The following is a 24,352-nucleotide window of genomic DNA, read 5'->3' on the forward strand; positions in this document are numbered from 1 at the left end:
CCACACAAGCAACAGGGCTGAAATATGGTAAACAAAGGAATGATGCGCAACTCGACGATTTTGGTGCCAGTGTTTTTGCCGGCGGTGATCGTTTCCTTATTGCTGATTATCGGCACCATCAGTGATCCGGAGCTGGCTGGGGAGGTGTTTTCTTCTGCCCAGGCATGGATCACTGAAACGTTCGGCTGGTTTTATATGCTGGTGGTGGCGCTATTCTTTCTTTTTATTGTCGGTATCAGCATGACATCGTGGGGCAATATTAAGCTGGGGCCGGATCATTGCGAGGCGGAATATTCGTTTCCAGAATGGTTCGCCATGCTGTTCTCGGCGGGGTACGGCATCGCTCTATTGTTCTTTGGGGTCGCTGAACCAGTATTACATTATTCTGAGCCGCCTGTAGCCGACCCGCAGACGGTGGAAGCTGCTAAGCAGGCCATGCAGATTGCATTTTTCCACTGGGGCTTCCATATCTGGGCCATTTACGGCTTGGTTGGCCTAGTGATGGCCTACTTTGCGTTTCGTCATGGGTTGCCCTTATCCATGCGTTCGGCGTTCTATCCTCTTATAGGCGAAAAAATCTATGGGCCTATTGGCCATGCTATCGATGTGTTCGCTATTTTGGGCACCATGTTTGGCATCGCGACTACGCTGGGTTTATCTGCCGCGCAGATAAACGCAGGCCTGAATTATCTGTGGGACGTGCCGGTGGGCAATATGGTGCAGATCAGTGCTATCGCCATTGTCACCGCGATGGCCACGGTGTCGGTGGTGGCGGGGATGGACAAGGGGGTGAAGCGCCTGTCGATTCTGAACATGATGCTGGCGGTGCTGCTGATGCTGTTTGTGTTTGTGGTCGGCCCCACGGTGCATATTTTGGAAAGCTTTGTGCAGAATACGGGTAGCTACCTGAGCAATATTGTGGAGCGCACCTTTAATCTACAGGCTTACACCCACAGTGACTGGATCGGTAACTGGACCCTGTTTATCTTCAGTTGGACTATTGCTTGGGCCCCGTTTGTGGGGCTGTTTATTGCCAAGATCAGCCGAGGTCGTACCATCCGCCAATTTGTGGTTGGGGTGATGCTGGTGCCGAGTATTTTTACCTTTCTGTGGTTTTCAGTGTTTGGTGATACCGCGCTTAACCTGATTATGGAGCAGGGTTATACCGAGCTGGTAACCCAGGTGCAGGCAGACAAGGCGGTGGCTTTGTTCCAGCTGTTTGATCACCTTCCCTTGTCTAGCGTGGTGTCGTTCCTGGCGGTATTGTTGATTGTTACCTTCTTTGTGACCTCGTCGGATTCCGGCTCCCTGGTGGTGGATTCCCTCGCGTCTGGTGGGGTGCTGGAAACCCCGGCTTGGCAGCGGATTTTCTGGGCTGTTCTGGAAGGAGTCATCGCATCGGTGTTGTTATTGGCAGGAGGCTTAAGCGCACTGCAAACCATGACTATGGTGAGCGCCTTGCCGTTTGCGATCATTATCCTGCTGGCGGCAGTGGGCATGTGGCGGGCGCTGGTGATTGAAGGGCACCGGGAAACCAGCTTGCAGGCGCATATGGCTCATAGCCGCCACATGACTGGCAGCCAATGGCGCCATCGCCTCACGGCGATGATTCGTTACCCTACTCGGCAAGAGGTGGAAACCTTCATCCGTGATACTGCCATGGGCAGTATGACAAAGGTCGTTGATGAGCTGCGTAAGGTTGGCTGGGATGCGTCGGTGGATTTCGATGAGCAATTTATCCGCGCCGAGTTGGTGGTCAATCGCGATGAGCACGTGGGTTTTATCTATGACATCCGTTTGATCACCACACCGGTGCCGGAATATGCCTACAGCAGCCGTGAGGCCAGGGTAAACGATGCCCATGAGTATTGCCGCGCTGAGGTGTTCTTGCGTCGAGGTGGCCGTTCTTATGATGTATTCGGCTACGATGAGGTGGATATCATTCGCGATATGCTCGACCAGTTCGAAAACTATTTGCACTTCTTGAATGTGGCGCCGGGTAAGCTGCCCTGGGAAATGGCGGAGCATGATGACCTGCTGCGCGATCAGTCTGGCGGCGACAGCGAAGGCAAAAAAGGGGAAGACGGGGGGAGTGTGAAGCCAGCGTAATGGCTCGCTAACGGGAGTAGAACTACCGCTTGGGCGCCCCACATTTTGGGGCGTCTTTCGTTTTGGCGGTGGAACTTAGATTTAGCCGTAACCCATTTCCTGGGGGTCGCCTTGAACAGGAGAGCCGGAGGCATCAGCGTTTCGGTGCGATTTTCTCCAAGCTCATTAGGGTATCCAGATAGTTCACAAAGTGCTCTAGATACGCGGGCGACAGCTCGCGCAGCGTTTCAATGGCGCGGGTGACCATCCGGTGAGAGTTAAGTGGGCCTGCGTCGCTGGGCGTTTGGGTAATGGCATCGTCGATGCGTTGGCGAGCCTGCTGGGCCTGACGCTGGCTGCGCAGTTGACGCAGGGCGTTCAGCTCCCGTTGTTTGGGTGGTAGCGGTGGAGCACTGGCGCCATTATCCGCCAGTACCTGTTTTTCCTGTTGTTTTAATAGACCCGCCAGAGTGTTGTTTTCCTCCGGGCTGTCATCTGTGGTCATCAGGCTGTAAGCCCGATGCAGCGGAGCAAACGGTGAGGGCCCAGCGGGTTGCGACGCTCGGCGCAAGCGGGGGCGGAACTGAGCGGGGTCGTCGCCGGCTTCGCCAGCAGCGTCCAGCGTTGCTTTGGCTTGGCTGAACGCGCTTTGGTATTCGCTGAGTTGGTTGTCCAGCTTGCTCAGTGTGCCAGCGGGAGGGGCCGGCAATGTGGCCAGCCGTTGGGTAAGGCTGGCCAGAAAACTGAACCGTACCGGGTCAAAGTGTTCTCCTCCTTGCTCTTGCAGGGCCTCCAGGCGCTCTGTCAGAGCCTCCAGAGTTGCTGAGGGGGAGGGCGAGGGAGAGTCCGCGTCAGGGCGCATCGGATTTCTCACTTTGTCGGGGCACGGTGGTCAGCTCCACCCGGCGGTTACGGGCACGGCTGTCCGCATCGTCATTGGGGGCCACCGGTTGGTTATCGCCAAAGGCGGCGGCAAACACCTGATCGGCGGGCATGCCCTGCTCAATCAAGGTACGGGTGACGGTGAGTGCTCGCTGGGCTGACAACCCCCAGTTATCCGCATAGCGGCCGTTGCCCCGGTTGATGGGTAGGGCGTCGGTGAAGCCGCTAACCATGAGCATATCGTCGTGTTGGCTGAGGAACACCTGTAGCGGTTTTACCAGATCACTGAGCAGGGCTTTGCCTTCCGGTTGCAGCCGGTCGGAGTTGAGCTGGAACAGCACGCTGCCGCTGATGCCGATACGGCCATTGTTGAACGTCACCCGGCCGCTGGCCAACGGGTCGGCCAGCGCTTCTTCCAATGCCATGCGCCGTTGTTCTTCGGCGAGGCGTTTGGCTTTTTCCTGCTCTAGGGATTGGCTCAGCTCCAGCTGGATGCCGATCACCCACACCAGCAGCAACACCAGAATGCCCACCAGGGCGGCCATGAGATCCGAGAAGATGGCCCAGACCGGCGAGGCCTGGGCATCGCTGTCGTGTAATTCGTCCATCAATTAACCCCGGAAACCGAGCGCTGGCCATTGTGCGCAGGGGCATCGCCATGGCGTAGGTTGGCCAGGGCATCAATGACTTCTTTCTGTGAGGCCATGCTGAGCTCAATCACCTCGCGGGCTTGCTCCACGTAGTAGCCCAGTTGCTCGTCGGCCCGGGCAGAGGATTTCTCCAGTGAGCTTTCCACCTGCTGAAGATTGTCCAGTAGGGTGTCGTTGGCGCGGCTGAACACTTGCACGGCCGTGGCAAAGGCGTCGCTGAGGCTGGCTACTTCGGCGGCGCTACCGGCGACGTCGCCGGCGACCTGATTAAGTTGGCTGGCCTGGTCGCTGACCTGTTGCGAGAAGGTGTCGCTCACCTGACTCAGCGTCTCGCTGGAGGTGCGAATCAAGGTGTCGATAGCGTCACGCTGGGCGCCGGCGGCATCCTGCTGGGCACTGAGCAAGGTATCCAGCTCGGCCATGATGCGGCGACGTTCTTCCAACAGTTCGTTGTCCCGCTCGCTGCTGTGGGTCATTTCTTCGCGCAGGCGGGAAATCACTTCCGCGACCGCTTTCGGTGTTTCCGAGGCGGTTTCGATCAAGCGCATCATTGGTTCTTCTAGAGCAGTGCCCAGGCGACCTAGATGCTCGCTGACGGTGGCCTCAAGCTTGGCTAGGCGCTCGCTGGCGGCGTCACCGCGAGCGGCTTCTTGATCGCGCAACACACTGAGTTGCTCACCCAGCTGGTTGATCAGGCTGTCCATGCCCGTTTGCTGGCCGCTGAGCAGGCCGGCAGCGCTGTCACGGAATTCGCTGTTGTGCTCGTGCAGAGCGTTACGAATATCGTTAACCAAGGTGGCCACGGTGCGTTGCTGCTCGCTGAGGCCGGTTTGCCACTGTTGAGCGGCCTGTTCGGTGCTGGCCTGGAACTGGCCGGCGATGGCAGAAAACTGCTTTTCACTGTGTTCGGCCACGGCCTGTTGAGTGTCGCGTACTTGTTGGAGAAGTTCTGCGCCGCTGGCCCGGTGAGCCTCCAGCCCGGCGTTCCAGTCTTGCAGTGCCTGACGGGAGGCAGTCTGGAATTCTCCGGTGATGGTGGCGAGTTGTTGCTCACTGGCATTGCCCAATTGTTGTTGGGTGTCACGGACCTGTTGCAGTAGGGAATTGCTGTTGTGTTGGAACTGATCGTGGTGAGCCGCCAGCGAGGTGCTGATGTCACTCACCAGCCGGGCACTGGTTTGCTGATGCTCGGCCAGCCCGGCGCGCCAGTGTTCGGCGGCTTGCTCGGTGGTGTCACGGAAACGTTCGGTAAGGGCGCCGAGCTGTTGTTCGGTGATTGCGTTGAGCTTTTCGTGGGTGCCTTGAGCCTGCTCGCTGAGGCTGGCGAGGGATTGCGCCATGATTGATTGAGCGCTCTCGGCGGCCAGGCGGCTGCTGTCGGTTAGGGTGTCACGTAAAGAATCAGCAACGGAACGCGCCAACCCTTGGTATTGCTCTTGGAGTCCATTGTGGAAGGCCTGCTGGTTGCCGGTGAGCTGTTCGCCCATTTGTTCCATGCGCCCGGTGAGGGTGTGCAGGGCGGTGACCAGTTCCGGGAACACCTGGGACTGGCTTTGCAGGGCCGCGTAGGCCGTTTCGCGTTGGTGGTTTAGAGAAAAGCGATACAGCTGGCCGTCCACTGCATCGTCTAGCTGACGGGAGGCGTCCATGCGGTCGCGGCGACACAGGGTCGCGGTGAGGCCAAGCATGGCGGAGGCAGCAACCCCGGCGATGGAGGTACCAAAGGCCAGACTTAGGCCGGCAATAGGTGCGGACAACGCGCTGCGAATGGCGCTCAGCTCACTGCTGCCATCCAAGGCGGTGGCGGCGCCTTTGAGGGTGACGATCATGCCCACGAAGGTGCCCAGCAAGCCGAGCATTACCAGTAAACCGGTGAGGTATGGGGTCAGTACCGGCCCGGGCAGGGTGGCCGGATGGCCGTCAACACGGCGTTGCACGGCGTGGCGCAGGGTGTTGGGTAGTTCGCTGAGCCAGCGAGTCAGCGTTTCGCGGCCATCGTTAGGGTGGGGTAATTGTTGTAGTCGCAGGTTTAACTTGGCGGTATCGCGGCGGTAGCGCAGTAATTCGACAAACCCGAGCCCGTAGACGGCGGCGATCAGCAGGGTAACGGTGAAGGCCACCGGGTTACCCAGGAAGGTGGTGCCGATCCAGATAACGGCCACGGCGCCGAGGACAAACGGGAGAGCAAATAGAAAACGTCTCATGGGGTGGTGCTTTCCTTATCATCAATGTCGGTGAGCCGGGTGTCGGCGTCGGTGGTGGCACCTGCCGCCGCGTCCAGTAACCCCAGAATGGGCTCCTGGCGGGCGTCCAGCTCAGCGAGTAACAGCATTTGAATTTCTTGGCAAAACTGGGATAGCCAGCCGTTGGCGGCCATCCACTCTTGTGGGGGTGTGTGTTGACCTTGTTGCCACAGGACGCGGTAGCGCTTTTCCAGAAACGCGGGCATGGCACTGAAACAGCGGCGCACATATGTAGAGAGGCCGTGTTCGAACACCGCATCCAGCTCCGCCAGTCGGGCCAGCTCTGCACTATGGGCACAGAGGTGGCGCCGGGCGCGCAAGCGCAGGTTGGTTAGTGCGGCAATCATCTGCCGCTGGTGAGCTTGGTGGAAACGCTCATAGGGGCCAAAGGTGGGCCGCTTGCCCGCCGGTATGTCTTTGTTCAACGGTGGCAGGCTGATCACCGAGGCGGCCTGTTTGCCGGCGAAACTGTGGCTCAGGTTCTCCAGCAGGGTGTTGCGGGTTTTCAGTAGATCAGCCTGCAGAGTCTCTGAAATATCGGGCTGAGCTGTAAACGGTCCTTTTGGACGGTGCTGGGTGGCGGTATCCAGGGCAATCGTGTCGGACAGGTCAAACAGCCGGCCTAGCCGCTCAGCGAAACACGCATGGGAGGACGAGGCTGCTTTTGGGTCCAGGCTAGCAAGCAGCTCTACCAGCCGGCTGCCGGCGGGGCCGGTATGCGCGGGTGTTTGCGTCCTGTACATACTGTTGTCCATGGCGGCGGTGAACGAAACGGGCCTACCCGGCGACCGCAGCCATAGGCTGTGAGTGCCGCCCAGTGTCGTGCGGATAGGCCAGCCGTCCATTCTAATAGGGAAAGGCCGGCGATGATAATGCGCTGGTCGGTTGAGCGTTGGGTAACGGCGACCATACCCATTTAGTGGCGGAAGAGGCGTGCATTGTTGGCCAGATTTTCTGGCGGTAAGAACCGTGGCTGGTGGCAGCCTTGACCCTGCTCGGCAAATGGGCTCACTCTGAAACGGGCTTTGTTTGAAGTCCCCGATTGAAAAGGAGTTTTGATTATGGAAGCCGGTAAACAAATGATTGCTGATATTAAAAGTAAGCTGGACGAGTTGGAGAGCGAGCTGGATCAATTGGAGAAGCAAGGTGAAGCAGATCGTAGCACGGAGGCGGAGCGACACCAGCTGGCACTAGAGGATGTGTTGACTGAATTGCAACAGCGTATTGATGAATACCGTGAGTTGACCGGGGCAGGTAGCGTAGATGGCCAGGCTAATCGGCAACAGCTCGATAATGATTTGAAAGAATTGGATGATGATTTTTACGGCGCGAACTGATTTGTTGCGGTAATCGCCCTCGCTATGCTCGGCGAGGACGATAGTCGGCATGCCGGCGGTGGCTAAACCAGCAGCCCCAACCCCAGCACCGCGACAAAGCCGATACTGTAGGCCACCAACAGGTAGCCGAAGTAACGCAGGTAGCTGCCGAAGGTGAGCACTTCGATCTTGCTCATGGCGATCACCCCGGCGGCGGAGCCAATGACCAGTAGCGACCCGCCCACACCGACCGAATAGGTTAGTGACAGCCATTGGGATAAGTTCATTTCTATCCCGGAATTGAGCAGCGCGGCGGTCAGCGGCACGTTATCGAATAGTGCCGAGGCCAAGCCCACCAGGAAATTAGCGGCCACGGGTGGCATAACATCATAAAGCGCGGGGAAGTAGGCCAGCATACCCAGCTCCTTGAGCATACCTACCAACAGCAATACGCCCAGGAAAAACAGCAGGGTGTCGAATTCAATCTTGCGGATATATTCCAGAATTGGCTCGTCCTTGTTTAGGAACTGCACCACCATGAACATCAACGATAGACCGAACAGGAAGCACAGCACCGGCGGAATTCCGAATGCTACGTTGGCGGCGATGGTGCCGACAATGGTGCCGAAGAACAGCAGCGCGATAACCTTGTCTCCGCGTTCGATGACGTTGTTTTGTTTCTTGATGTGCACTTCTTCACTGAGCCCTAATGAGAGCATTAATGCTAGTGCAGCAACTGCTCCGGCGGCGGGCAGGCTAAGCAATAGAAGGTCCGGAATTTCCACTTTGCCTGCCAGGAAAATCATCAGTGTAGTGACATCGCCGGTAATCAGCGCGGTGCCCCCAGCGTTAACCGAAAATATCACCAGCACCACGTAGCGCATTAGTTTTTTGACCGGCAGGTTCAGGTTCATCAACACGGCGATACACACCAGGGTGGCGGTGATGTTGTCGGCCATGGAAGAGAACAGGAAGGCAAACACGCCGGTGAGCAACATGAGTTTGCGCTCGCTAATGCGCTCGGGTAGCAGTTTGTTGACCAGGCTGTCGATAATGCCCTTGCCGGATAGATAAGCCACGAAGGTCATGGCGGCCATCAGAAACAACCACAGGGTGGCAATATCCAGCAGGTTGTCATTAAGGCTTTTCATCAGCGCGTCGTGACTGAGATGAGCCGGGGGGGCAATAAAAAACAGTAGCCAGGCGAAGGACCCGAAAAACAGCGTGGTTTTTGCCTTATCAATATGGACGATATCTTCGACGACGATGGACAAAAAGCCCAGCGCCACCAGGATTAGTAGAACGGTGGTCATGGCGGGCGACTCGCACTGTAGCTAAAAAAGAGAGCGGAGATCGGCGCTATCTTAGACTTTTTGTGAACTGGGTTCACCGTAAACAATTTGTTTATTGGGGGGCATTCGACGAATTGTGGCGGAAAAATGCTGGATATGTGCAGATTTTGGACGCAGCCCTTTTAAAAGATGCGAATAATTCGCATTATGTATGCCTAGACTGTTTCCGCGTCGATCTGCTCGGCGCGTTTGCTTGTGATATTCGATCTGCTCGGGGAATTTTCATGCTGACTCGCCTGTCCACCGGCGGCCTTTTACTGGCCACCCTGTTTTTTTCTGCCTGTAGCGATGAACCGCAGTCCAGCGGGGCCGTTGTTGCGCAGGCCTATGATCAGACGCAGGGCAAGAAGGTGGTCAGCCACTATGCTGACGTGGCGTTGGCGACCTATACCGATGCGCTTGCCGAAGCTCGCAAGTTGAAAACTCAAATTGATGCGTTACTGGCAGCACCTACGGAAGATAGCCTAACTGCGGCCCGGGATGCTTGGCGTGCGGCCCGGGTGCCCTACATGCAGAGTGAAGTATTTCGGTTCGGCAATGTGGTGGTGGACGAATGGGAAGGACAGGTGAATGCCTGGCCGCTGGATGAGGGCCTGATTGATTACGTGGATGAGGATTATCACGCGGTGATGGGCAACCCCGGCGCCCGCGCCAATATTATTGCCAGCGAATCCTTGAAGATTGGTGAGCAGGCTCTGGATTTGACGGACCTGAGCGCAGAGTTGTTAGCCAGTTTGAATGAGCTAGGGGGCTCCGAGGTGAATGTGGCCACCGGCTATCATGCTATTGAATTTTTGTTGTGGGGGCAGGACTTGAATGGAACCGACGCTGGTGCCGGTGAGCGCCCGGCAACGGATTTTGCCACCGGCCCGCAAGCCACTGGGGGGCATAATGCCCGCCGCCGCGAGTACCTGTCGGTGGTTACCGATCTGCTGATTAACGATCTGGAAGTGATGGTAGACGAATGGCGTCCGGGTGAAGAGAACTACCGGGCTGAGCTGGAAGCCGACTCAGTGGAGAACGGCCTTCGCAAGATGTTGTTTGGCATGGGAAGCCTGTCATTGGGCGAGTTGGCTGGAGAGCGGATGAAGGTGGCACTTGCGGCCCATTCCCCAGAAGACGAGCACGACTGTTTTAGTGACAATACGCATGCGTCGCATTTTTATAATGGTAAGGGCATTCGCAATGTGTATCTGGGCGAGTATCGGCGAGTGAACGGTGAAACCTTGACCGGCCCTTCCTTGAGTGACTTGGTGGCCGCCAATAAGCCGGCCATCGACAACCAATTGAAAGCCGACTTGGAGGCTAGCCGCGCGGCGCTGCAGGGGCTGGTGGACAGTGCCAACAAAGGCATTCATTTTGATCAGTTGATTGCGCCAGGGAATAGCGAGGGGGCGGCCACGGTGAATGCGGCCATCGATACCTTGGTCGCGCAGACTACCAGTATTGAGGCGGCCGCAGCGGTGCTAAATATTCAGGCACTGAATCCGGATACCGCCAACCACAGCTTCTGACATGAGGCCCGCGGTGGGTTGAAAGCACCGGCCGCCGGCCCGTTATCTCGGGCGCTGTGCTGGAGCCGTACATTCCAGCGAAAAGCGGAAAGCTTGCTCATTGTCTTCGTGACTCAAGTATTGAGTCTGCACAGCTAGGCTCTCAAGAGAGAAGGATACCCACCCTTGCGATATTTCTTGCTGTCTTTGGCGGCCCTGTTGGCGGCTTGTGATCAAGGCCCCACTTTTACCGAAGCCGAGCCCGGTGAGCAGCTTTCTGCGGGTAAGGCCACAGTGACTAAAACAGACCAGAATGCGTTTTCGCTGCCGCTAGCGAATCTGCCACCGTCTCGGCGGCTGGATTTCAGTGTGGGCAACAGCTTTTTCCGGAACCCTTGGGTTATTGCTCCGGCCTCCACGGATGCTCGTGACGGCCTTGGCCCATTATTCAATACCAACGCTTGTCAGAACTGTCATATCAAGGATGGCCGAGGTCACCCGCCTGGCCCTGATGCCAAACAAGCGGTTTCCATGTTGGTGCGGTTGTCGGTGCCTGCTAAAGCAGAAGATGATTTGACCCAAGGTGGGTTAATGCCCGAGCCAACCTATGGCGGGCAATTTCAGGATGCGGCCATTCCCGGGGTTGAGCCGGAAGGCCGGGTGCGGGTGGATTACCGCACCCGGATTGTCACTTTTAAAGATGGCTACCAAGTTGCTCTGCGTGTGCCTCGACTGAGTTTCAGTAACTTGGCGTACGGAGACATGCATCCTGCCACGCTGTTTTCCGCGCGCATTGCCCCGCCGGTGATTGGTTTGGGGTTGCTGGAAGCCATTCCGGAAGCAGACCTGTTAGCCCATGCTGACCCGGAGGATGCGGACGGTGACGGTATCAGTGGCCGGGCAAATCGCGTTTGGGATCGCCGTAATGACACCACGGCCATGGGACGTTTTGGCTGGAAGGCAGGGCAGCCCAGCTTGCGCCAGCAAAATGCGGAAGCCTTCGCTAATGACATGGGCCTTACCAGCCATTTGGTGCCCACCGATTCCTGCTCCCCGGCCCAGCACGATTGCCTGGCCATGCCCAACGGCGGCGACGCGGAGGTGAGTGATTCCATCCTCGATAACGTCACGTTTTATACCCGCAACCTGGCCGTGCCGGCCCGCCGTAATGTAGACGATAAACAGGTGCTGGCGGGTAAAAGCCTGTTCTTCCAAGCGAATTGCCAAGGCTGCCATGTGGCCGTGTTCACCACCGGAGCCGAGGCCGCGGAGCCGGAGCTGGCCAACCAGACGATTCGTCCCTACACCGATTTGTTGCTCCATGACATGGGGCCGGGTTTAGCGGACGGTCGCCCGGAGTTTTTGGCTAATGGCCAGGAGTGGCGTACCCCGCCGCTGTGGGGTATCGGCCTCACGGAGGCAGTGAATGGCCATACTCAGTTTCTCCACGATGGCCGCGCCCGCAATCTAATGGAAGCGATTCTCTGGCACGAAGGTGAGGCGGCTCAGTCTCGGGATGCGGTGTTGGCGTTTGATGCTAGTCAGCGCGCGGCGTTGTTGGCTTTCTTGAACTCTTTATAACGACGATTAAGGTCGAGGATTCACCATGCGTGCTTTGATTATGCAGGGGGCGGTCGCGTTGTCCGTGTTGATGCTGGCAGCGTGTAGCAACCCACGGCAGGAGGTCACTGTTCAGCTGGCCACTGAGGTGTTATTGCCGGCTCACCAACAATGGCACGACAGCAATGCCGCGCTGATGGACAGTGTGGAGGCGTACTGCGCGGACCCGCAGGCCTCGGTGGAAAAGATGAAGGCCGCATTTTTTCACGCCCAATCACAGTGGTCTTACTTGCAGCCGTTGATGATCGGCCCGTTGTCGGAAGGCAATCGTAGCTGGCAGGTTCAGTTCTGGCCGGACAAACGCAACCTGGTGGTTCGCCAGACTGAAGCGTTGTTAGACGAGGCCGGCCCACTCACCGGTGAGCAGCTGGAGAAGGCCAGTGTGGTAGTGCAGGGGCTAACCGCTTTTGAATTTGTGCTGTTTGATGAATCGATAGCACTGGCTTCCAGCCGTGATCGCTATTGTCCGTTACTGAAGGGTATTGCGAACCACCAATGGGCGTTGTCTGAAGAGGTGTTGAAACTGTGGCGTGGGCCTGAGGGAATGTTGTTGCAGTTAAGCGATTTTCCCAACGAGCGCTATGCCACTGCGGATGATGGTCTGGCGGCGATTCTGCGGGTGCAGATTACCGGTGTGGACGTGCTGAAGAAAAAATTGGGTGTGCCCATGGGCCGGCTGAATAAAGGCGTGGCGCAGCCCTATCAAGCGGAAGCTTGGCGTAGCCAGCAATCTATTGAAAACCTGCAAGCGTCACTAAAAGGCGCGTGGGCGGTATGGCAGCGGGTACGTTCTCTGGTGAGCGATGAAGGCTTGGTGAGTGATATTGATCAGGCCTATGCGGATGTGAATAGCCGGATGGAGGCGTTGCCTGGGCCGCTGGTGGAATTGGTGCAGGCCCCCTCCCACAGGGATACGTTGGCGGCGCTTTATACCGCGCTGGATCAATTGGAAAATCGGCAGCAGATAGAGCTGGCTCGGGCACTGAATATCCAGATTGGTTTTAACGCCAACGACGGAGACTAGAGTCCGTTGCGCGTTAATAGTTAAAAGTTTGGTCGCAGTGGGCGGTGCAAGCTTGCGGGGAGCGTTATGCCACTAACACGACGTAAGTTGCTGGGTGCTGGTGCGGCGATGGCCGGTGTGGCCGCTCTGGGTGGCGGGTCACTGTGGACCCGTACGGCGGGCAAATCTCCCCTGCTGCTTTCCGCGCGCAACGATGATGCCGGCCAGCACTATGCCATGGGCTATTATTTGAATGGCCAGCGGGCCTTCGCGACGCCGGTGCGCGAACGCTGCCATGCGGTGGCTCGCCATCCTTTCCTGCCTGTTGCTTTGTTTGTGGGGCGCCGGCCAGCAAGGGAAAGTTATCTGTTGGATCTGCGCGATGGCTCTTTGCTGCAAACCCTGCATAGCCAGCCGTATCGCCACTTCTATGGGCATGCCGTTTTCCATGCGCAGGGCCAATGGTTGTACACCACCGAAAACGATCTCAATGAGCCCGGCCGTGGCGTGTTGGGGCGCTACCGGTTGGATCACGCTGCTTTGCAGCTAGTCCATGACGGCGAAGCGTCCACCCATGGTGTTGGCCCCCACGAACTGGCCTGGATGCCAGATGGCGAATCCCTAGCGATTGGTAACGGCGGTATCCGCACTGACGGGCTCAGCCGCCAACAAATGAACCTGGAGACCATGACCTCCAGCCTAGTAATCATGGATCGTCACGGTGCGCTAATCAGCAAGGAAATTCTCACGGATACGCAAAGCAGTATTCGTCACCTGGATGTGGCTGGCGACGGCACGGTGGTGACCGGGCAGCAATATCATGGCCCCGCCTATAACCGTGTGCCGTTGCTGGCCATCAAGCGCCCCGGTGAGGCCTATCAACCGTTTCCTGTCAGCCAGACACAGCTGGCAATGATGGATCAGTACACCGCCAGCATCGCCATTCATCGCCAGCAACGGCAAGTGGCCATGACGGCGCCACGGGGCAACCGGTTCTTTATCTGGGACCTGGATAGCGGGGAGACCTTGCTAGATACGCCGATGTCAGATTGTGCCGGTGTGGGGGCAGTGCCGGGCGGGTTTGCGGTGACCTCGGGGCAGGGCAAATGCCGTTACTTCGATAGCCGTACTGCGGATGTGCAGGGGCAGTGGCTGGCATTGCCGGGGGGCGGCTGGGATAACCATCTCTGGTTAGGTTAGGCGCCCGTGATAGCGGGCGCCAAAAACAAGCCACTGAATGTTAATCGTGCCAGCCGGATACCTTGCCGCTGCACACCCAGTCCTTGGAGCCCCGTTCGACCCCAATGGATCTGTAACTGTAGCGGCCATTGGCGTTGGATGTAGACCAACTCTTGGTTTTACCGGCCCCGATGCCGGAGGCGCCGCAATCTTCAGAGCCGTCTTTGCGTTCATTGCAGAAACGGGCGTAGATACGATTGTTGCAGGAATTGCGGTAGGTAACGATAAAATTCCCTTTGCTGTACTGGCTCCATTTGGTGTTGTGCACCACCATGCAGGGGGCGCCACCACTGTTGCGAGCATCCCAGCAGGTGTCATCGTCCAGGCTGGAGTAATAGTCTGCGGCAGCAAACTGTGAAGCCAGTAATATGGCAATGCCAATGGTCCATTTCATTATCTTCCCCTTGTTCCCTTCTTTGTTGACCTAGTTGGCTCCCCAAAAGAGCCGGCTATGTTTATTGTAGAAAGCTGCCGGGAATATGCCTCACCCATATGGGGTAAACGGGTGCATAACGTGTTGTATAAATGTCAGCCAAGGCGCTTGTAACGGGAAGAGACAGGAAGGGCCAGGAGGTGGCCACTGGGTCTAGTGGCCATGCTCGGTGGTGCATTTGCGGTGATCGCTTAACACTTCTATAACCCGGCATTCGCCAGGCCTCCCTTGTTCGCACTCGTTAATCATTCGGCCCAGTTCATCGCGCAAGGCGCTGAGTGATCGAATTCGTTGCTCGACGGTCTCAAGGTGGCGGCGGGCAATATCATCGGCACAGCCATGCTGTTCACTCATGGTGAGCAGCTCGCGAATATCTTCCAGGGTGAAGCCCAATTCGCGGCTGTGACGAATAAAGGCCAATCGTTCCCGGTGGCGCTGATGGTAGCGTCGCTGTCCCCCTTCACTGCGTGCCGGTTCCGGCATCAATCCGATTTTTTCGTAGTAGCGAATCGTCTCCACTTTGCAGCCGGCGGCGTTACTGAGCGCGCCGATAGAGAACAGGGTTGGCATGATTATTACCTCATGGGCCGATAACTGGGCTTGAACCTGTAGTTACTATAGCTTTTTAAATGGAACCTGAATCAGTGAAATCAAGGAGCCCAAGCAGGCGCTACCGGCAGCAATAGACGTTTGCCACTGCCATGTCGGGCCCAAAGAGAGTGGAGAAACAATATGGGTTGTTGTGATCACGAGATAGTGGGAAACCCGGCACCAGATTACCAACGAGTGCTATGGATCGTGTTGGCGATTAATGCGGTGATGTTTGTGGTGGAGGCGGCCTCTGGAGTGCTGGCGGATTCGCGGGCATTGCAGGCCGATGCGCTGGACTTTCTGGGCGATACCGCTACCTACGGTTTAACCTTGTGGGCGTTGGGACAGTCGGTGGCCTGGCGGGTACGCGCAGCCCGTATCAAGGGGGTGTCGTTATTGTTGATGGGCGTGATCGTGCTGGCGAACAGCATTTGGGCGCTGGTGAAGGGCAGTGCGCCGCAGGGCGAGCTGATGATGGGTGTAGCCAGTTTGGCGCTGTCGGCCAATGTGATTAGTGCGCTGTTATTGCTGCGCCACCGGCAGGGGGACGCCAATATTCGATCCGCCTGGCTGTGCTCGCGCAATGATGCGTTGGCCAACCTGACAGTGCTGATCTCCGGCACCCTAGTGGTATGGCTAGACAGCCGCTGGCCAGACCTGCTGGTGGCAGTGGCCATTGCGGGCCTGTTTACCCACAGCGCCGTGTCGATTTTGCGTCAGGCGCAGAACGAGTCCGCCGCAGAGCACGGGTGCGGTACGTCGTGAGCAAATGGTTATTATTGTTGGCGATGAGAAGGTGGGGCGGTAGGCTGCACCGAGTTGGGCAGCTTATGTTTTCTGCCTCTCCACTGTGATCAAGATGAGCTCTATGGAATTTAAACAGGAAGATCTGACTGCCCTGATTGAACGTACCATGCCCTTCGGGAAATATGCCGGCCGGGTATTGATCGATCTGCCCGAGCCATACCTGTTGTGGTTTACCAAGAAGGGTTTCCCGAAAGGTGAGCTAGGCCGGCTGATGGCACTGGCGCTGATGCTGAAAATGGACGGCACGGAAGGTTTGCTGGAACCGTTACGCAAATAGGCTGTATCACCGGGATCAAGCAGGTATCCTGAGCGCATATCCCGTTAAGGAGTCAGCTGTGCCGTTACTTGAAGTGGTTGCCAATAATGTCTGGGCCTATGCCATTCCCCATCACTTTATGGGGCTGCATGTGGGCGCTCGGATGACTGTGGTCAAATTGTCTTCGGGTGGTTTGTTGCTGCACTCCCCGGTTCCGGTGGACGATGCGTTGGCCGGGGAACTGGCGGCGTTAGGTGAAGTGGCGCATATCGTTTGCCCGAACCTTTTTCACCATGTGTTTGCCGATGAAGTGAAACAGCGTTATCCCCAGGCCGTGCTGCACGGCCCGGCAAAACTGGCGAGCAAGCGCAAGGATCTGGCACTGGATGCGGTGCTCTCGCAAACCCCGCATCCAGACTGGGGGGATGATTTCGAGTTAGTGTTTATCGAAGGATCCATGTTGCACGAGACGGTGTTCTATCATTGTTCCAGTAAAACGTTAATTGCCGCCGATCTGATTGAAAACTTCCATCAATGCGACCATGGCTTCACTCGCTGGTATTTGAAACTGGGAGGCTTGTGGAAATCACCGGGCTGGCATCCGGTTTTACGGCTGGTGTATCTGAACCGGCGCAAAGCCCGCGCCAGCGTGACCCGAATCCTCGAGTGGCCCTTTGAAAAACTCAGCCTGGCCCACGGCGAGGTCATCACTGAAAACGCCCGTAACCAGGTCCGCCATGGGATGGAGTGGTTGCTCTAGTTCAACGTTCAACGTTCAACGTTCAACGTTGAAACTTGAAAAGCGTGGCTCGGTGGCAGAGCCACATTAGAAACGGTAGTGCCGCGATTCTTTTTCCCGGGGCCACGGGGTTGTTTTGGCTGCGTGGCACAGCGCTGTTCGCGCTTTTAACTTTGAACTCGCAATTTCCTCCCTCCACATTTCTTGCAACATTTCCCGTTATATTCCTCACCATCATTACTGGTCTGTGGAATTGCCCATGCCTCGCTGGATTCGTCGTTTCCCGAAAACGGTTCTTTTCGTTGTTGTTTTAATCGTATGCCTGTTGTTCGCCGGTTGGCGCTGGGGCTTTTCGTCGGCGCCGGCCACGCAGTGGGAAACAGCCACGGTGGAGCGTGGTGATGTGGAGGAACTGGTCACCGCGCTGGGCACCCTGGAGCCGGGAGATTATGTGGATGTGGGTGCGCAGGTCTCAGGGCAGTTGACGCATTTGTATGTGGATGTAGGGGACTCGGTGGAGGAGGGGCAGCTGCTGGCTGAAATTGACGCCTCCGTGCAGCAAACGCAAGTAGATGCGGGCCTTGCTGAGCTGGAAGCGTTACGTGCTCAGTTAGAGCAGCGGCAGGCCGAGTTGAATCTGGCTGAGCTTCAATATCAGCGTCAGCAGCGTTTGCGTGACGCGAATGCTACCAGTGAAGATGCTTTTCAAAGTGCCGAGTCAAACTTGGCGATTACCGGTGCCCAGATCAAAGTATTGCAAGCACAGATTCGTCAAAAACAAGCCAGTGTGGAGGGCGATCAGGCGACCCTTGGCTATGCGAAAATTTATGCTCCACGCAGCGGCACGGTTGTGAGCTTGGATGCCCGTGAAGGCCAGACGCTTAACGCTAACCAGACTACCCCGACACTGATGCGCATTGCTGACCTGTCCGTGATGACGATTTCCACGGAAGTGTCCGAGGCAGACGTTCATCGACTAAGCGCAGGCATGCCGGTTTATTTCAACACCCTTGGCAATGAGACGGTGCGCTACGACAGTGAGCTACGGCAAGTGCTGCCTACGCCGGAAGTGGTGAATAATGTGGTCCTGTACACCGCTGAGTTCGATGTGGCTAACGATAATGGTCAGTTAATGTCGGGGATGACCGCGCAGGTTTTCTTCGTGGTTAATTCCGCCCGCGATGTGCTGAGCTTGCCGATGGCTGCCGTAAAGCGAGCGGGGCGAGGGGCGTGGAAAGTTCAGGTGCTGGATAGCAAGGGGGAACCACAGGATCAACCAGTGAAAATAGGTATCGACAATCGCGTTCGTATCGTGATTGATGAGGGGCTTGAAGAGGGCGATGTTGTGACGCTGAGCCAAGCGAGCAGCAATGTTGCGTTGAAAAAAAACAAGGATAGTCTGCCACGTCAAGGACGGTTCTAATGCCGTTGATTGAACTGTGTAACATTCGCAAGCGTTATCCTGCCGGGGATCAAGATGTAGAAGTCTTGCACGGCATTGATTTGTCCATTGAGGCGGGGGAGTTTCTTGCCATTATGGGCAGTTCCGGCTCGGGGAAGTCTACCCTGATGCATATTCTTGGCTGCCTGGATCAACCCAGTGACGGAGAATATCGCTTTTCCGGCCAACCGGTGACGGCCATGGATCATGACCAGCTGGCCTGGTTGCGTCGGGAAATGTTTGGGTTCGTATTCCAGAGTTATCACTTGATTGGCACCGCCAGTGCTTGGGAAAACGTAGCGTTACCGGCTATTTATGCAGGCGTGCCCCGAGAAGAGCGCAAACAGCGAGCGCAGCAGTTACTGACAGATCTTGGTCTTGAAGATCGCCTGGAAAATCGTCCGAGCCAACTTTCCGGGGGGCAGCAGCAGCGGGTATCTATTGCTCGGGCCTTGATGAATGGCGGCAAGGTGATTCTTGCCGACGAGCCCACCGGTGCGCTGGACAGCGCCAGTGGTGAAGCGGTAATGGATCAGCTGCGCAGCCTGGCGGAGCAAGGCCACACCGTTATTGTGATTACCCATGACGCCAAGGTGGCCGCCCATGCGGACCGGGTAGTGGAGATTCATGATGGCAACCTGATTAGCGATACGCGACATCATGATCATCTCCATGAGCGTGCCAAACCAGTGTCAGCGCCGCCAAAAGAATCCGTGATGCCGGATCCTGGTGAGGTGATGGAAGCTGTGGTGATGGCTTTGCGTTCTTTGCGTGCTAATTGGATGCGCACCCTGCTGACATTACTTGGCATTGTTATTGGCGTTGGTGCGGTAGTGGTGATGTTAGCGATTGGTGAGGGCGCAAAACAGGATGTGGTGGCACAGATCAATGAGCGTGGCACCAATCTTCTAGTCGTTCGCCCGGACCGGGGCATGCAACGAGTGGCGGATGGCGTGATTGCCACCTTGGTGCCAGCGGATGCGCAAGCGTTAGAGTCCCTTCCTAATATAAGCATCGCGGTACCGGAAATTTCTGGGAATGTGACTGCCCGGGCCAATGGTATGGATATCTCGACCAGTGTGCAGGCGGTGAGCGAAGATTTTCCATCGCTACGTGATTGGCAGCCTGTGCAGGGAATATTTTTCGGGGAGGAGGATCTCAAGAGCTATTCTCCGGTGGCTGTGATTGGCCAGACAGTAAAAGAGAATCTATTTCCGGAGGGTGATCCATTGGGGCAGTTCCTGTTACTCGACAGTATTCCTTTTCAAGTAATTGGTGTGATGAGCGCTCAGGGCGCCAGTGATCGGGGGGAGGATCAGGATGATGTGGTCATTGTTCCACTGTCCACCGGAACCCTGCGTTTATTCGGACAAAACTATCTTAACTCTATTACGGTGGCGGTGGATGATGTGACGCAAATCGATGCCACGGAAGCCGCTGCGGTGGCGCTGTTAACCCAGCGTCATGGCAAGCAGGATGTGCGCGTTTTCAACATGGCCTCGCTGCTGGAAATGGTGTCGGAAACCCAAAACACCTTAACGGCTCTGCTCGGTTCCATTGCCGCCATTTCCTTGTTAGTCGGCGGAATCGGAGTGATGAATATCATGTTGGTGAGTGTGACCGAACGTATCCATGAAATTGGTATCCGTATGGCTACCGGGGCAAGACAGCGCAATATTCTTCAGCAATTTCTTACCGAGTCGGTGGTGGTATCGGCCTTGGGCGGCATTGTTGGCGTAGTGATAGGGGTATTGGTGGGTTGGTTATTGATGCTGTTTGGCATGGCGATTGTGTTCTCCGTGCCGGTGATGGTGGTGTCTTTTGTCTGCGCTGCGGGAATCGGTTTGTTATTTGGTTTTGCACCTGCGTTGAAGGCCGCGCGCCTAAACCCAGTGGAGGCGCTCAGTAATGATTAAGGCAATCAATAAACAGTTGTGGGTGATGGTATTTGTTTTGCTTTCCGGCTGTGCCATGCAGTCCGGCCTGCAAGCTCCGGAACAGGGAATGCCAACGCAATGGCTCAACCAGCAGCAGGCCAGTGAGGCCATGGTGAACCACCCGCAATGGTGGCAACAATTTAACAGCGCGGAGCTGGATCAGCTGGTGGAAAAGGCGCTGGCGGCCAATACGGATTTGCTGGTGGCGGCGGCGCGAGTTGAGCAGGCCGATGCGCAATTGAGTCAGGTCGGTTCAGCACTGTTTCCCACCATAGGGCTGGGAGCAGGAGGCAGTCGTAGTGGTGTATTTGGCGAAGGCGGAAGCACCGATAGCTACAATGCCTCACTGAGTGCCAGTTACGAGCTGGACCTGTGGGGGCAGCTTCGCAATAGCCGTGATGTGGCGCGGGCTTCCCTGCTGGCGAGTCAGTTCAGCCGTGATACCGTGCAGCTCACGGTCATTGCCAGTGTGGTGAATATGTATCTGCAGGTGTTGTATCTGCAGGATAATCTGGCGCTGTCAGAAGAAAATCTGGCGCTGGCCCAGCAAGTATTGGATGTGGTGCAAGCCAAGGTAGAGAACGGTGCCGTTTCTCCCCAGGATCTGGCTCAGCAGAAAACGGTGGTCGCCAATGTGGAGGCGCAGCTGCCCTCCCTGCGTCATCAACTTCGCCAGAGCCGCTATGCCCTGGCGGTATTAGTGGGCGAAATGCCGCAGGCATTCCTGGTGGGCGGTGGCGCCCTGAGTAGCCTGCAATTACCGGAAATTCAGGCCGGGCTACCGGATCAGGTGCTGGCCCAGCGCCCGGATGTTGCTCAGGCTCAGGCCAGCTTGATGGCGGCGGACTATTCCGTGGCCGCCGCCCGGGCGGACTACTGGCCCTCTATTTCGCTCACCGGCAATGGTGGTTATGCCAGCAGTGCATTGTCTTCATTATTCAATGGCGACGCGGTGTACAGCCTCGGAGTGTCACTGGCGCAAACGCTGTTTGATGGTGGTGCACGTGATGCTCGGATTGAGCAAAGCAAGGCCGCCTGGGAAGAACAGGTGGCCAGCTATACCGGTACTCTGTTGGTGGCCTTGCAGGAAGTGGAGCAATCATTGAGTAATGTGCAGGGCTTGGCTGAGCAACAACAGTATCGTGAAGAGGCATATCGGCAAGCCGAGGAAGCCTACCGGGTGGCGCAGGTGCGTTATCGGGAAGGAGAAACTGAACTTACCGATGTGCTCAGTGCACAAAGCAGCTTTAACAGTGCCCGCCAGAACAGTCTCGACCTGATTTATAATCAGTATCAGTCTCGCGTCACTCTGTACCGGGTGTTGGGTGAAGGGGGCAAGGCCTCCGCTGAATCCTGAGTTATTTGCCGGTTTATCTTTCAAACGACACAATACGGCGACCTACCACTGCCTGCCAGGTTGCCCGTGCTGCCGCTTGTGTATCACCCCGAATACAGTTTTCCTTTTCCTGGGAAGCACCGCTTCCCCATGGAGAAATTCTCTCTATTACATACTCATTTGCGGCGCCGCAGAATTGCGTGTGTCGACAACGAATTCCGTCCTGGCCGGGCTAAGGCCGCATTATTAAGTCAGGCTCACTGCCCGCAGTACGTATCGGCCATGGTGAACGGTACGCTGGATGCCAAGGCGTTGCGGCGCATGGGGTTGCCCTGGAGTGAAGCCTTATTGAAGCGATCCTGTATTGCGCCTATGGGAACGCTAATGACAACTCAGTTGGCACTAGAAAATGGTATTGCCTGCCATCTAGCCGGTGGCACCCATCATGCCCATTACGATTTCGGTTCCGGTTTCTGTATTTTCAATGATCAGGTGTTTGCGGTCCGCCAATTGTTGGATCGGGGCGTGGTCAATAAGGTGTTGATGTTTGACTGCGATGTGCATCAGGGCGATGGCACGGCTGCCATGCTGGCAGATGAGCCTCGGGCTTTCACGTGTTCCATTCACTGCGAGAAAAACTTTCCTGTTCGCAAAATGCGTAGTGATCTGGATGTGGAGTTGCCGCTGGGGATGACGGATCAGGATTATCTGGATACGGTATTTTCCACGTTGGAATCATTGCTGAAATCAGAGCAGCCGGATCTGGTGCTTTACGATGCCGGGGTGGATATTTTCCAGCATGATCCGTTAGGGCGGCTGCATATTTCTGAGCAAGGCATCGCCGATCGAGACCGGGGTGTCATCGTCCGTTGCCGAAGCCGGAATATTCCTATAGCAACGGTGATTGGTGGCGGCTACGATGACGATCGTGAGGCGCTGGCCCGCCGCCATGCAATCGTTATAGAGCAAGCCTTTGCGTTGCAAGTTGAAAGATCAAGCGCGGGTAATACCCGAGGTCAGTGAAATTCTTGCAATGTGGAGCTTCCAATTTCCCGCTGCTCCGAAGGAGCGATCATGTCCAAAGCTTTATTGATCATGGCCCATGGCAGCCGCAGTGAAACGGCGAATGATGAGTTTCGTGTGTTGGTGAATACGGTGGCAGAGTCTGGCCCCGGTGCCGGGCAGGAATATGTGGCCGTGTTGCCCTGTTTTCTTGAGCTCGCCAACCCCTCATTGATCGAAGCGATTCAACAGCTTGAACACCAACCAGTGAAAACAGTGCAGCTGTATCCTTTATTCTTTAATAAGGGAAAGCATGTAGGCAGGGATATCCCCGCTCAAGTGGAGGATGCCCGCCAGCGCTTCCCGGATTTGTCGATTGAGCTACTGGAATATTTCGGTAATGCCCACGGGCTGACCTCGTTAATTTTGCAACATGTTGGTGAGCAAGCCTAACAGGGGGCAGGGAGGTACATAGTGCTCGCTATAGCATTGGCTATGTAATCGATTTCGTATTCCCTCGCACTTGTGTTGACCTGGAAATGACTAGATCCACGCCCGGTGGTCTATTTTGGTCATTGAGGTTCCTTGTGGAGAGGGCGTAGCCTCGATGCCATCTTTATGACCTGATAGTCAACAGCGTGTGATGACGAGGAGAGTACGGTGGCAGAAGCATATATCGTAGCGGCGGTGCGTACCGCGGGTGGTAAAAAGAACGGTCGGTTGAGCAAGGTACACCCGGCGGACATGGGTGGCCGTGTTATTGATGCAGTGGTAGAGCGCACGGGTGTGGCTCCAGAGAAAGTCGACGACGTGATTTTTGGTTGCGTGAGCCAGATTGGCCCACAGGCCTTTAACGTGGCGCGCACTTCCATTATGAGCTCCTGCCTACCGGAATCTGTGCCGGGGGTTACGATTGACCGCCAGTGTGGGTCTTCCCAGCAGGCCATCCACTTTGCAGCCCAAGCAGTGATGAGTGGCACTCAGGATTTGGTAATTGCGGGTGGTGTGGAATCCATGAGCCAGCTGCCGATCGGTTCCCCGGTGCTTGCGGCGAAAGAACTGGGCAACCCGTTTACCGGTGAAATCAGCAAGCGATATCCCAGTGCAACATTCAGCCAATTCCATGGGGCTGAGCGTATGGCGGAAAAATACGGAGTGAGCAAGGCAGAGCTAGACCAGTTCGCCTATGACTCCCACAAGCGTGGTGCTGCAGCGACGCAAGCGGGTCGTTTCAGCGATGAGATCATCCCGGTACCGGTGACCCTGGAAGACGGCTCTCAGGAAGACCATGTGGTCGATGAAGGGATTCGCTGGGAAGCAGAGCTGGACGCGATCAAAGCGCTAGAACCTCTGCAGGAAGGGGGACATATCAGTGCCGCCAACGCGAGCCAGATAACGGACGGGGCTTCCGCCGTTATGATCGCCAGCGAGGCTGCGGTTAAAGAACTGGGTTTGACACCGCTGGCGCGTATTCATGCCATGGCGGTGGTGGGCTCTGACCCGACCATGGTATTGGAAGGCCCGATCCCGGCCACTGAGAAAGTGCTTAAGCAGGCCGGCATGAGTATGGCGGATATTGATCTGTATGAAGTGAACGAAGCGTTCGGCTCGGTGCCATTGGCCTGGATGAAGGCGGTGGGTGCGGATTACGAAAAAATGAACGTGAACGGTGGTGCTCAGGCGTTAGGCCACCCATTGGGGGCCACCGGCTCCAAGTTGATGGGTACGTTGGTCTATGAGCTCAAGCGCCGTGGTGGCAAGTACGGCCTGCTGACTATCTGTGAAGGCTTAGGGACGGCAAACGCTACCATTATTGAAGCGTTATAGAAGCGGCTACAGAGTAAGGGTCGAGTTCCTCATTGCTGAGATCTCGATGGAGATAAAAAAAGCCGGCCAAGGTCTCCTTAGCCGGCTTTTTTATATT

General features: G+C 56.4%; 22 protein-coding genes. 15 read left to right on the top strand and 7 right to left on the bottom strand.

The window, feature by feature from the left end; all coding sequences use genetic code 11:
• The first annotated feature begins 24 nt into the window (after positions 1-24).
• Positions 25-2,109, top strand: a complete 2,085-nt coding sequence (locus tag ABO_RS01180) for a BCCT family transporter (protein WP_011587528.1) — start codon at positions 25-27, stop codon at positions 2,107-2,109.
• Between the two features lie 133 nt (positions 2,110-2,242).
• On the opposite strand, the gene ABO_RS01185 is transcribed toward ABO_RS01180, so the two are convergent.
• The 4 genes from ABO_RS01185 to ABO_RS01200 are packed head-to-tail and all read right to left on the bottom strand — an operon-like array spanning position 2,243 to position 6,606.
• Complete coding sequence (locus tag ABO_RS01185; protein WP_041704670.1) at positions 2,243-2,950, bottom strand: DUF2894 domain-containing protein; 708 nt, start codon at positions 2,948-2,950, stop codon at positions 2,243-2,245.
• Positions 2,940-3,578, bottom strand: coding sequence for an OmpA family protein (locus ABO_RS01190; RefSeq protein ID WP_041704674.1), 639 nt, complete (start codon positions 3,576-3,578; stop codon positions 2,940-2,942). The genes ABO_RS01185 and ABO_RS01190 overlap by 11 nt, the downstream gene beginning before the upstream one ends.
• Positions 3,578-5,824, bottom strand: a complete 2,247-nt coding sequence (locus tag ABO_RS01195) for a DUF802 domain-containing protein (protein ID WP_011587531.1) — start codon at positions 5,822-5,824, stop codon at positions 3,578-3,580. The genes ABO_RS01190 and ABO_RS01195 overlap by 1 nt, the downstream gene beginning before the upstream one ends.
• Positions 5,821-6,606 carry a DUF3348 domain-containing protein gene (locus ABO_RS01200; protein WP_231868091.1) on the bottom strand — a complete coding sequence of 262 codons (786 nt, stop codon included), beginning with the start codon at positions 6,604-6,606 and terminating at the stop codon, positions 5,821-5,823. Before ABO_RS01200 ends, ABO_RS01195 begins: the two co-directional genes overlap by 4 nt.
• Before the next feature lie 318 nt (positions 6,607-6,924).
• Between ABO_RS01200 and ABO_RS01205 the strand changes: the two genes are divergently transcribed.
• Positions 6,925-7,200: a hypothetical protein gene (locus ABO_RS01205; protein ID WP_148201413.1), complete on the top strand. Its 276-nt coding sequence runs from the start codon at positions 6,925-6,927 to the stop codon at positions 7,198-7,200.
• A 62-nt stretch (positions 7,201-7,262) separates the two neighbouring features.
• On the opposite strand, the gene nhaD is transcribed toward ABO_RS01205, so the two are convergent.
• Positions 7,263-8,492: a sodium:proton antiporter NhaD gene (gene nhaD / locus ABO_RS01210; protein ID WP_011587534.1), complete on the bottom strand. Its 1,230-nt coding sequence runs from the start codon at positions 8,490-8,492 to the stop codon at positions 7,263-7,265.
• A 263-nt stretch (positions 8,493-8,755) separates the two neighbouring features.
• On the opposite strand from nhaD, the gene ABO_RS01215 reads away from it, so the two are divergent.
• From ABO_RS01215 to ABO_RS01230, 4 genes are all read left to right on the top strand, one after another.
• Positions 8,756-10,045 carry an imelysin family protein gene (locus ABO_RS01215; RefSeq protein ID WP_011587535.1) on the top strand — a complete coding sequence of 430 codons (1,290 nt, stop codon included), beginning with the start codon at positions 8,756-8,758 and terminating at the stop codon, positions 10,043-10,045.
• 165 nt (positions 10,046-10,210) lie between these two features.
• Positions 10,211-11,605 carry a di-heme oxidoredictase family protein gene (locus ABO_RS01220; protein ID WP_011587536.1) on the top strand — a complete coding sequence of 465 codons (1,395 nt, stop codon included), beginning with the start codon at positions 10,211-10,213 and terminating at the stop codon, positions 11,603-11,605.
• Positions 11,606-11,630: 25 nt separating this feature from the next.
• Positions 11,631-12,668 carry an imelysin family protein gene (locus tag ABO_RS01225; RefSeq protein WP_011587537.1) on the top strand — a complete coding sequence of 346 codons (1,038 nt, stop codon included), beginning with the start codon at positions 11,631-11,633 and terminating at the stop codon, positions 12,666-12,668.
• A gap of 66 nt (positions 12,669-12,734) precedes the next feature.
• On the top strand, positions 12,735-13,847 hold the full coding sequence (locus tag ABO_RS01230) for a DUF1513 domain-containing protein (protein ID WP_011587538.1): 1,113 nt from the start codon (positions 12,735-12,737) through the stop codon (positions 13,845-13,847).
• A 40-nt stretch (positions 13,848-13,887) separates the two neighbouring features.
• On the opposite strand, the gene ABO_RS01235 is transcribed toward ABO_RS01230, so the two are convergent.
• Together ABO_RS01235 and ABO_RS01240 are read right to left on the bottom strand one after the other, a co-directional pair.
• On the bottom strand, positions 13,888-14,280 hold the full coding sequence (locus ABO_RS01235) for a hypothetical protein (protein ID WP_011587539.1): 393 nt from the start codon (positions 14,278-14,280) through the stop codon (positions 13,888-13,890).
• Between the two features lie 192 nt (positions 14,281-14,472).
• Positions 14,473-14,880, bottom strand: a complete 408-nt coding sequence (locus ABO_RS01240; protein ID WP_041705214.1) for a MerR family transcriptional regulator — start codon at positions 14,878-14,880, stop codon at positions 14,473-14,475.
• A 171-nt stretch (positions 14,881-15,051) separates the two neighbouring features.
• Here ABO_RS01240 and ABO_RS01245 point away from each other — a divergent pair, with 171 nt between their 5' ends.
• The 9 genes from ABO_RS01245 to ABO_RS01285 all read left to right on the top strand — a co-directional run bounded on the left by ABO_RS01245 (position 15,052) and on the right by ABO_RS01285 (position 24,255).
• A complete protein-coding gene (locus tag ABO_RS01245) occupies positions 15,052-15,675 on the top strand; it encodes a cation transporter (protein WP_011587541.1) in 624 nt (207 codons plus the stop codon).
• Between the two features lie 103 nt (positions 15,676-15,778).
• The gene (locus ABO_RS01250) at positions 15,779-15,994 is read left to right on the top strand and encodes a DUF3820 family protein (RefSeq protein ID WP_035458987.1); all 216 of its coding nucleotides are present in this window, start codon (positions 15,779-15,781) and stop codon (positions 15,992-15,994) included.
• A 58-nt stretch (positions 15,995-16,052) separates the two neighbouring features.
• Positions 16,053-16,733 (top strand): DUF4336 domain-containing protein, encoded by a 681-nt coding sequence (locus ABO_RS01255; protein ID WP_011587543.1) that lies wholly within the window; start codon positions 16,053-16,055, stop codon positions 16,731-16,733.
• A 238-nt stretch (positions 16,734-16,971) separates the two neighbouring features.
• The gene (locus tag ABO_RS01260) at positions 16,972-18,135 is read left to right on the top strand and encodes an efflux RND transporter periplasmic adaptor subunit (RefSeq protein ID WP_035458982.1); all 1,164 of its coding nucleotides are present in this window, start codon (positions 16,972-16,974) and stop codon (positions 18,133-18,135) included.
• Positions 18,135-20,069, top strand: coding sequence for a MacB family efflux pump subunit (locus ABO_RS01265; RefSeq protein ID WP_011587545.1), 1,935 nt, complete (start codon positions 18,135-18,137; stop codon positions 20,067-20,069). The genes ABO_RS01260 and ABO_RS01265 overlap by 1 nt, the downstream gene beginning before the upstream one ends.
• A complete protein-coding gene (locus ABO_RS01270) occupies positions 20,062-21,447 on the top strand; it encodes an efflux transporter outer membrane subunit (protein ID WP_011587546.1) in 1,386 nt (461 codons plus the stop codon). The genes ABO_RS01265 and ABO_RS01270 overlap by 8 nt, the downstream gene beginning before the upstream one ends.
• A gap of 129 nt (positions 21,448-21,576) precedes the next feature.
• A complete protein-coding gene (locus ABO_RS01275) occupies positions 21,577-22,449 on the top strand; it encodes a histone deacetylase family protein (RefSeq protein WP_011587547.1) in 873 nt (290 codons plus the stop codon).
• Between the two features lie 51 nt (positions 22,450-22,500).
• The gene (locus ABO_RS01280; protein ID WP_011587548.1) at positions 22,501-22,881 is read left to right on the top strand and encodes a sirohydrochlorin chelatase; all 381 of its coding nucleotides are present in this window, start codon (positions 22,501-22,503) and stop codon (positions 22,879-22,881) included.
• A gap of 207 nt (positions 22,882-23,088) precedes the next feature.
• Positions 23,089-24,255 carry an acetyl-CoA C-acetyltransferase gene (locus tag ABO_RS01285; protein WP_011587549.1) on the top strand — a complete coding sequence of 389 codons (1,167 nt, stop codon included), beginning with the start codon at positions 23,089-23,091 and terminating at the stop codon, positions 24,253-24,255.
• Positions 24,256-24,352: the final 97 nt, after the last annotated feature.

Source organism: Alcanivorax borkumensis SK2, from assembly GCF_000009365.1.
GTDB classification, from domain to species: Bacteria; Pseudomonadota; Gammaproteobacteria; order Pseudomonadales; family Alcanivoracaceae; genus Alcanivorax; species Alcanivorax borkumensis.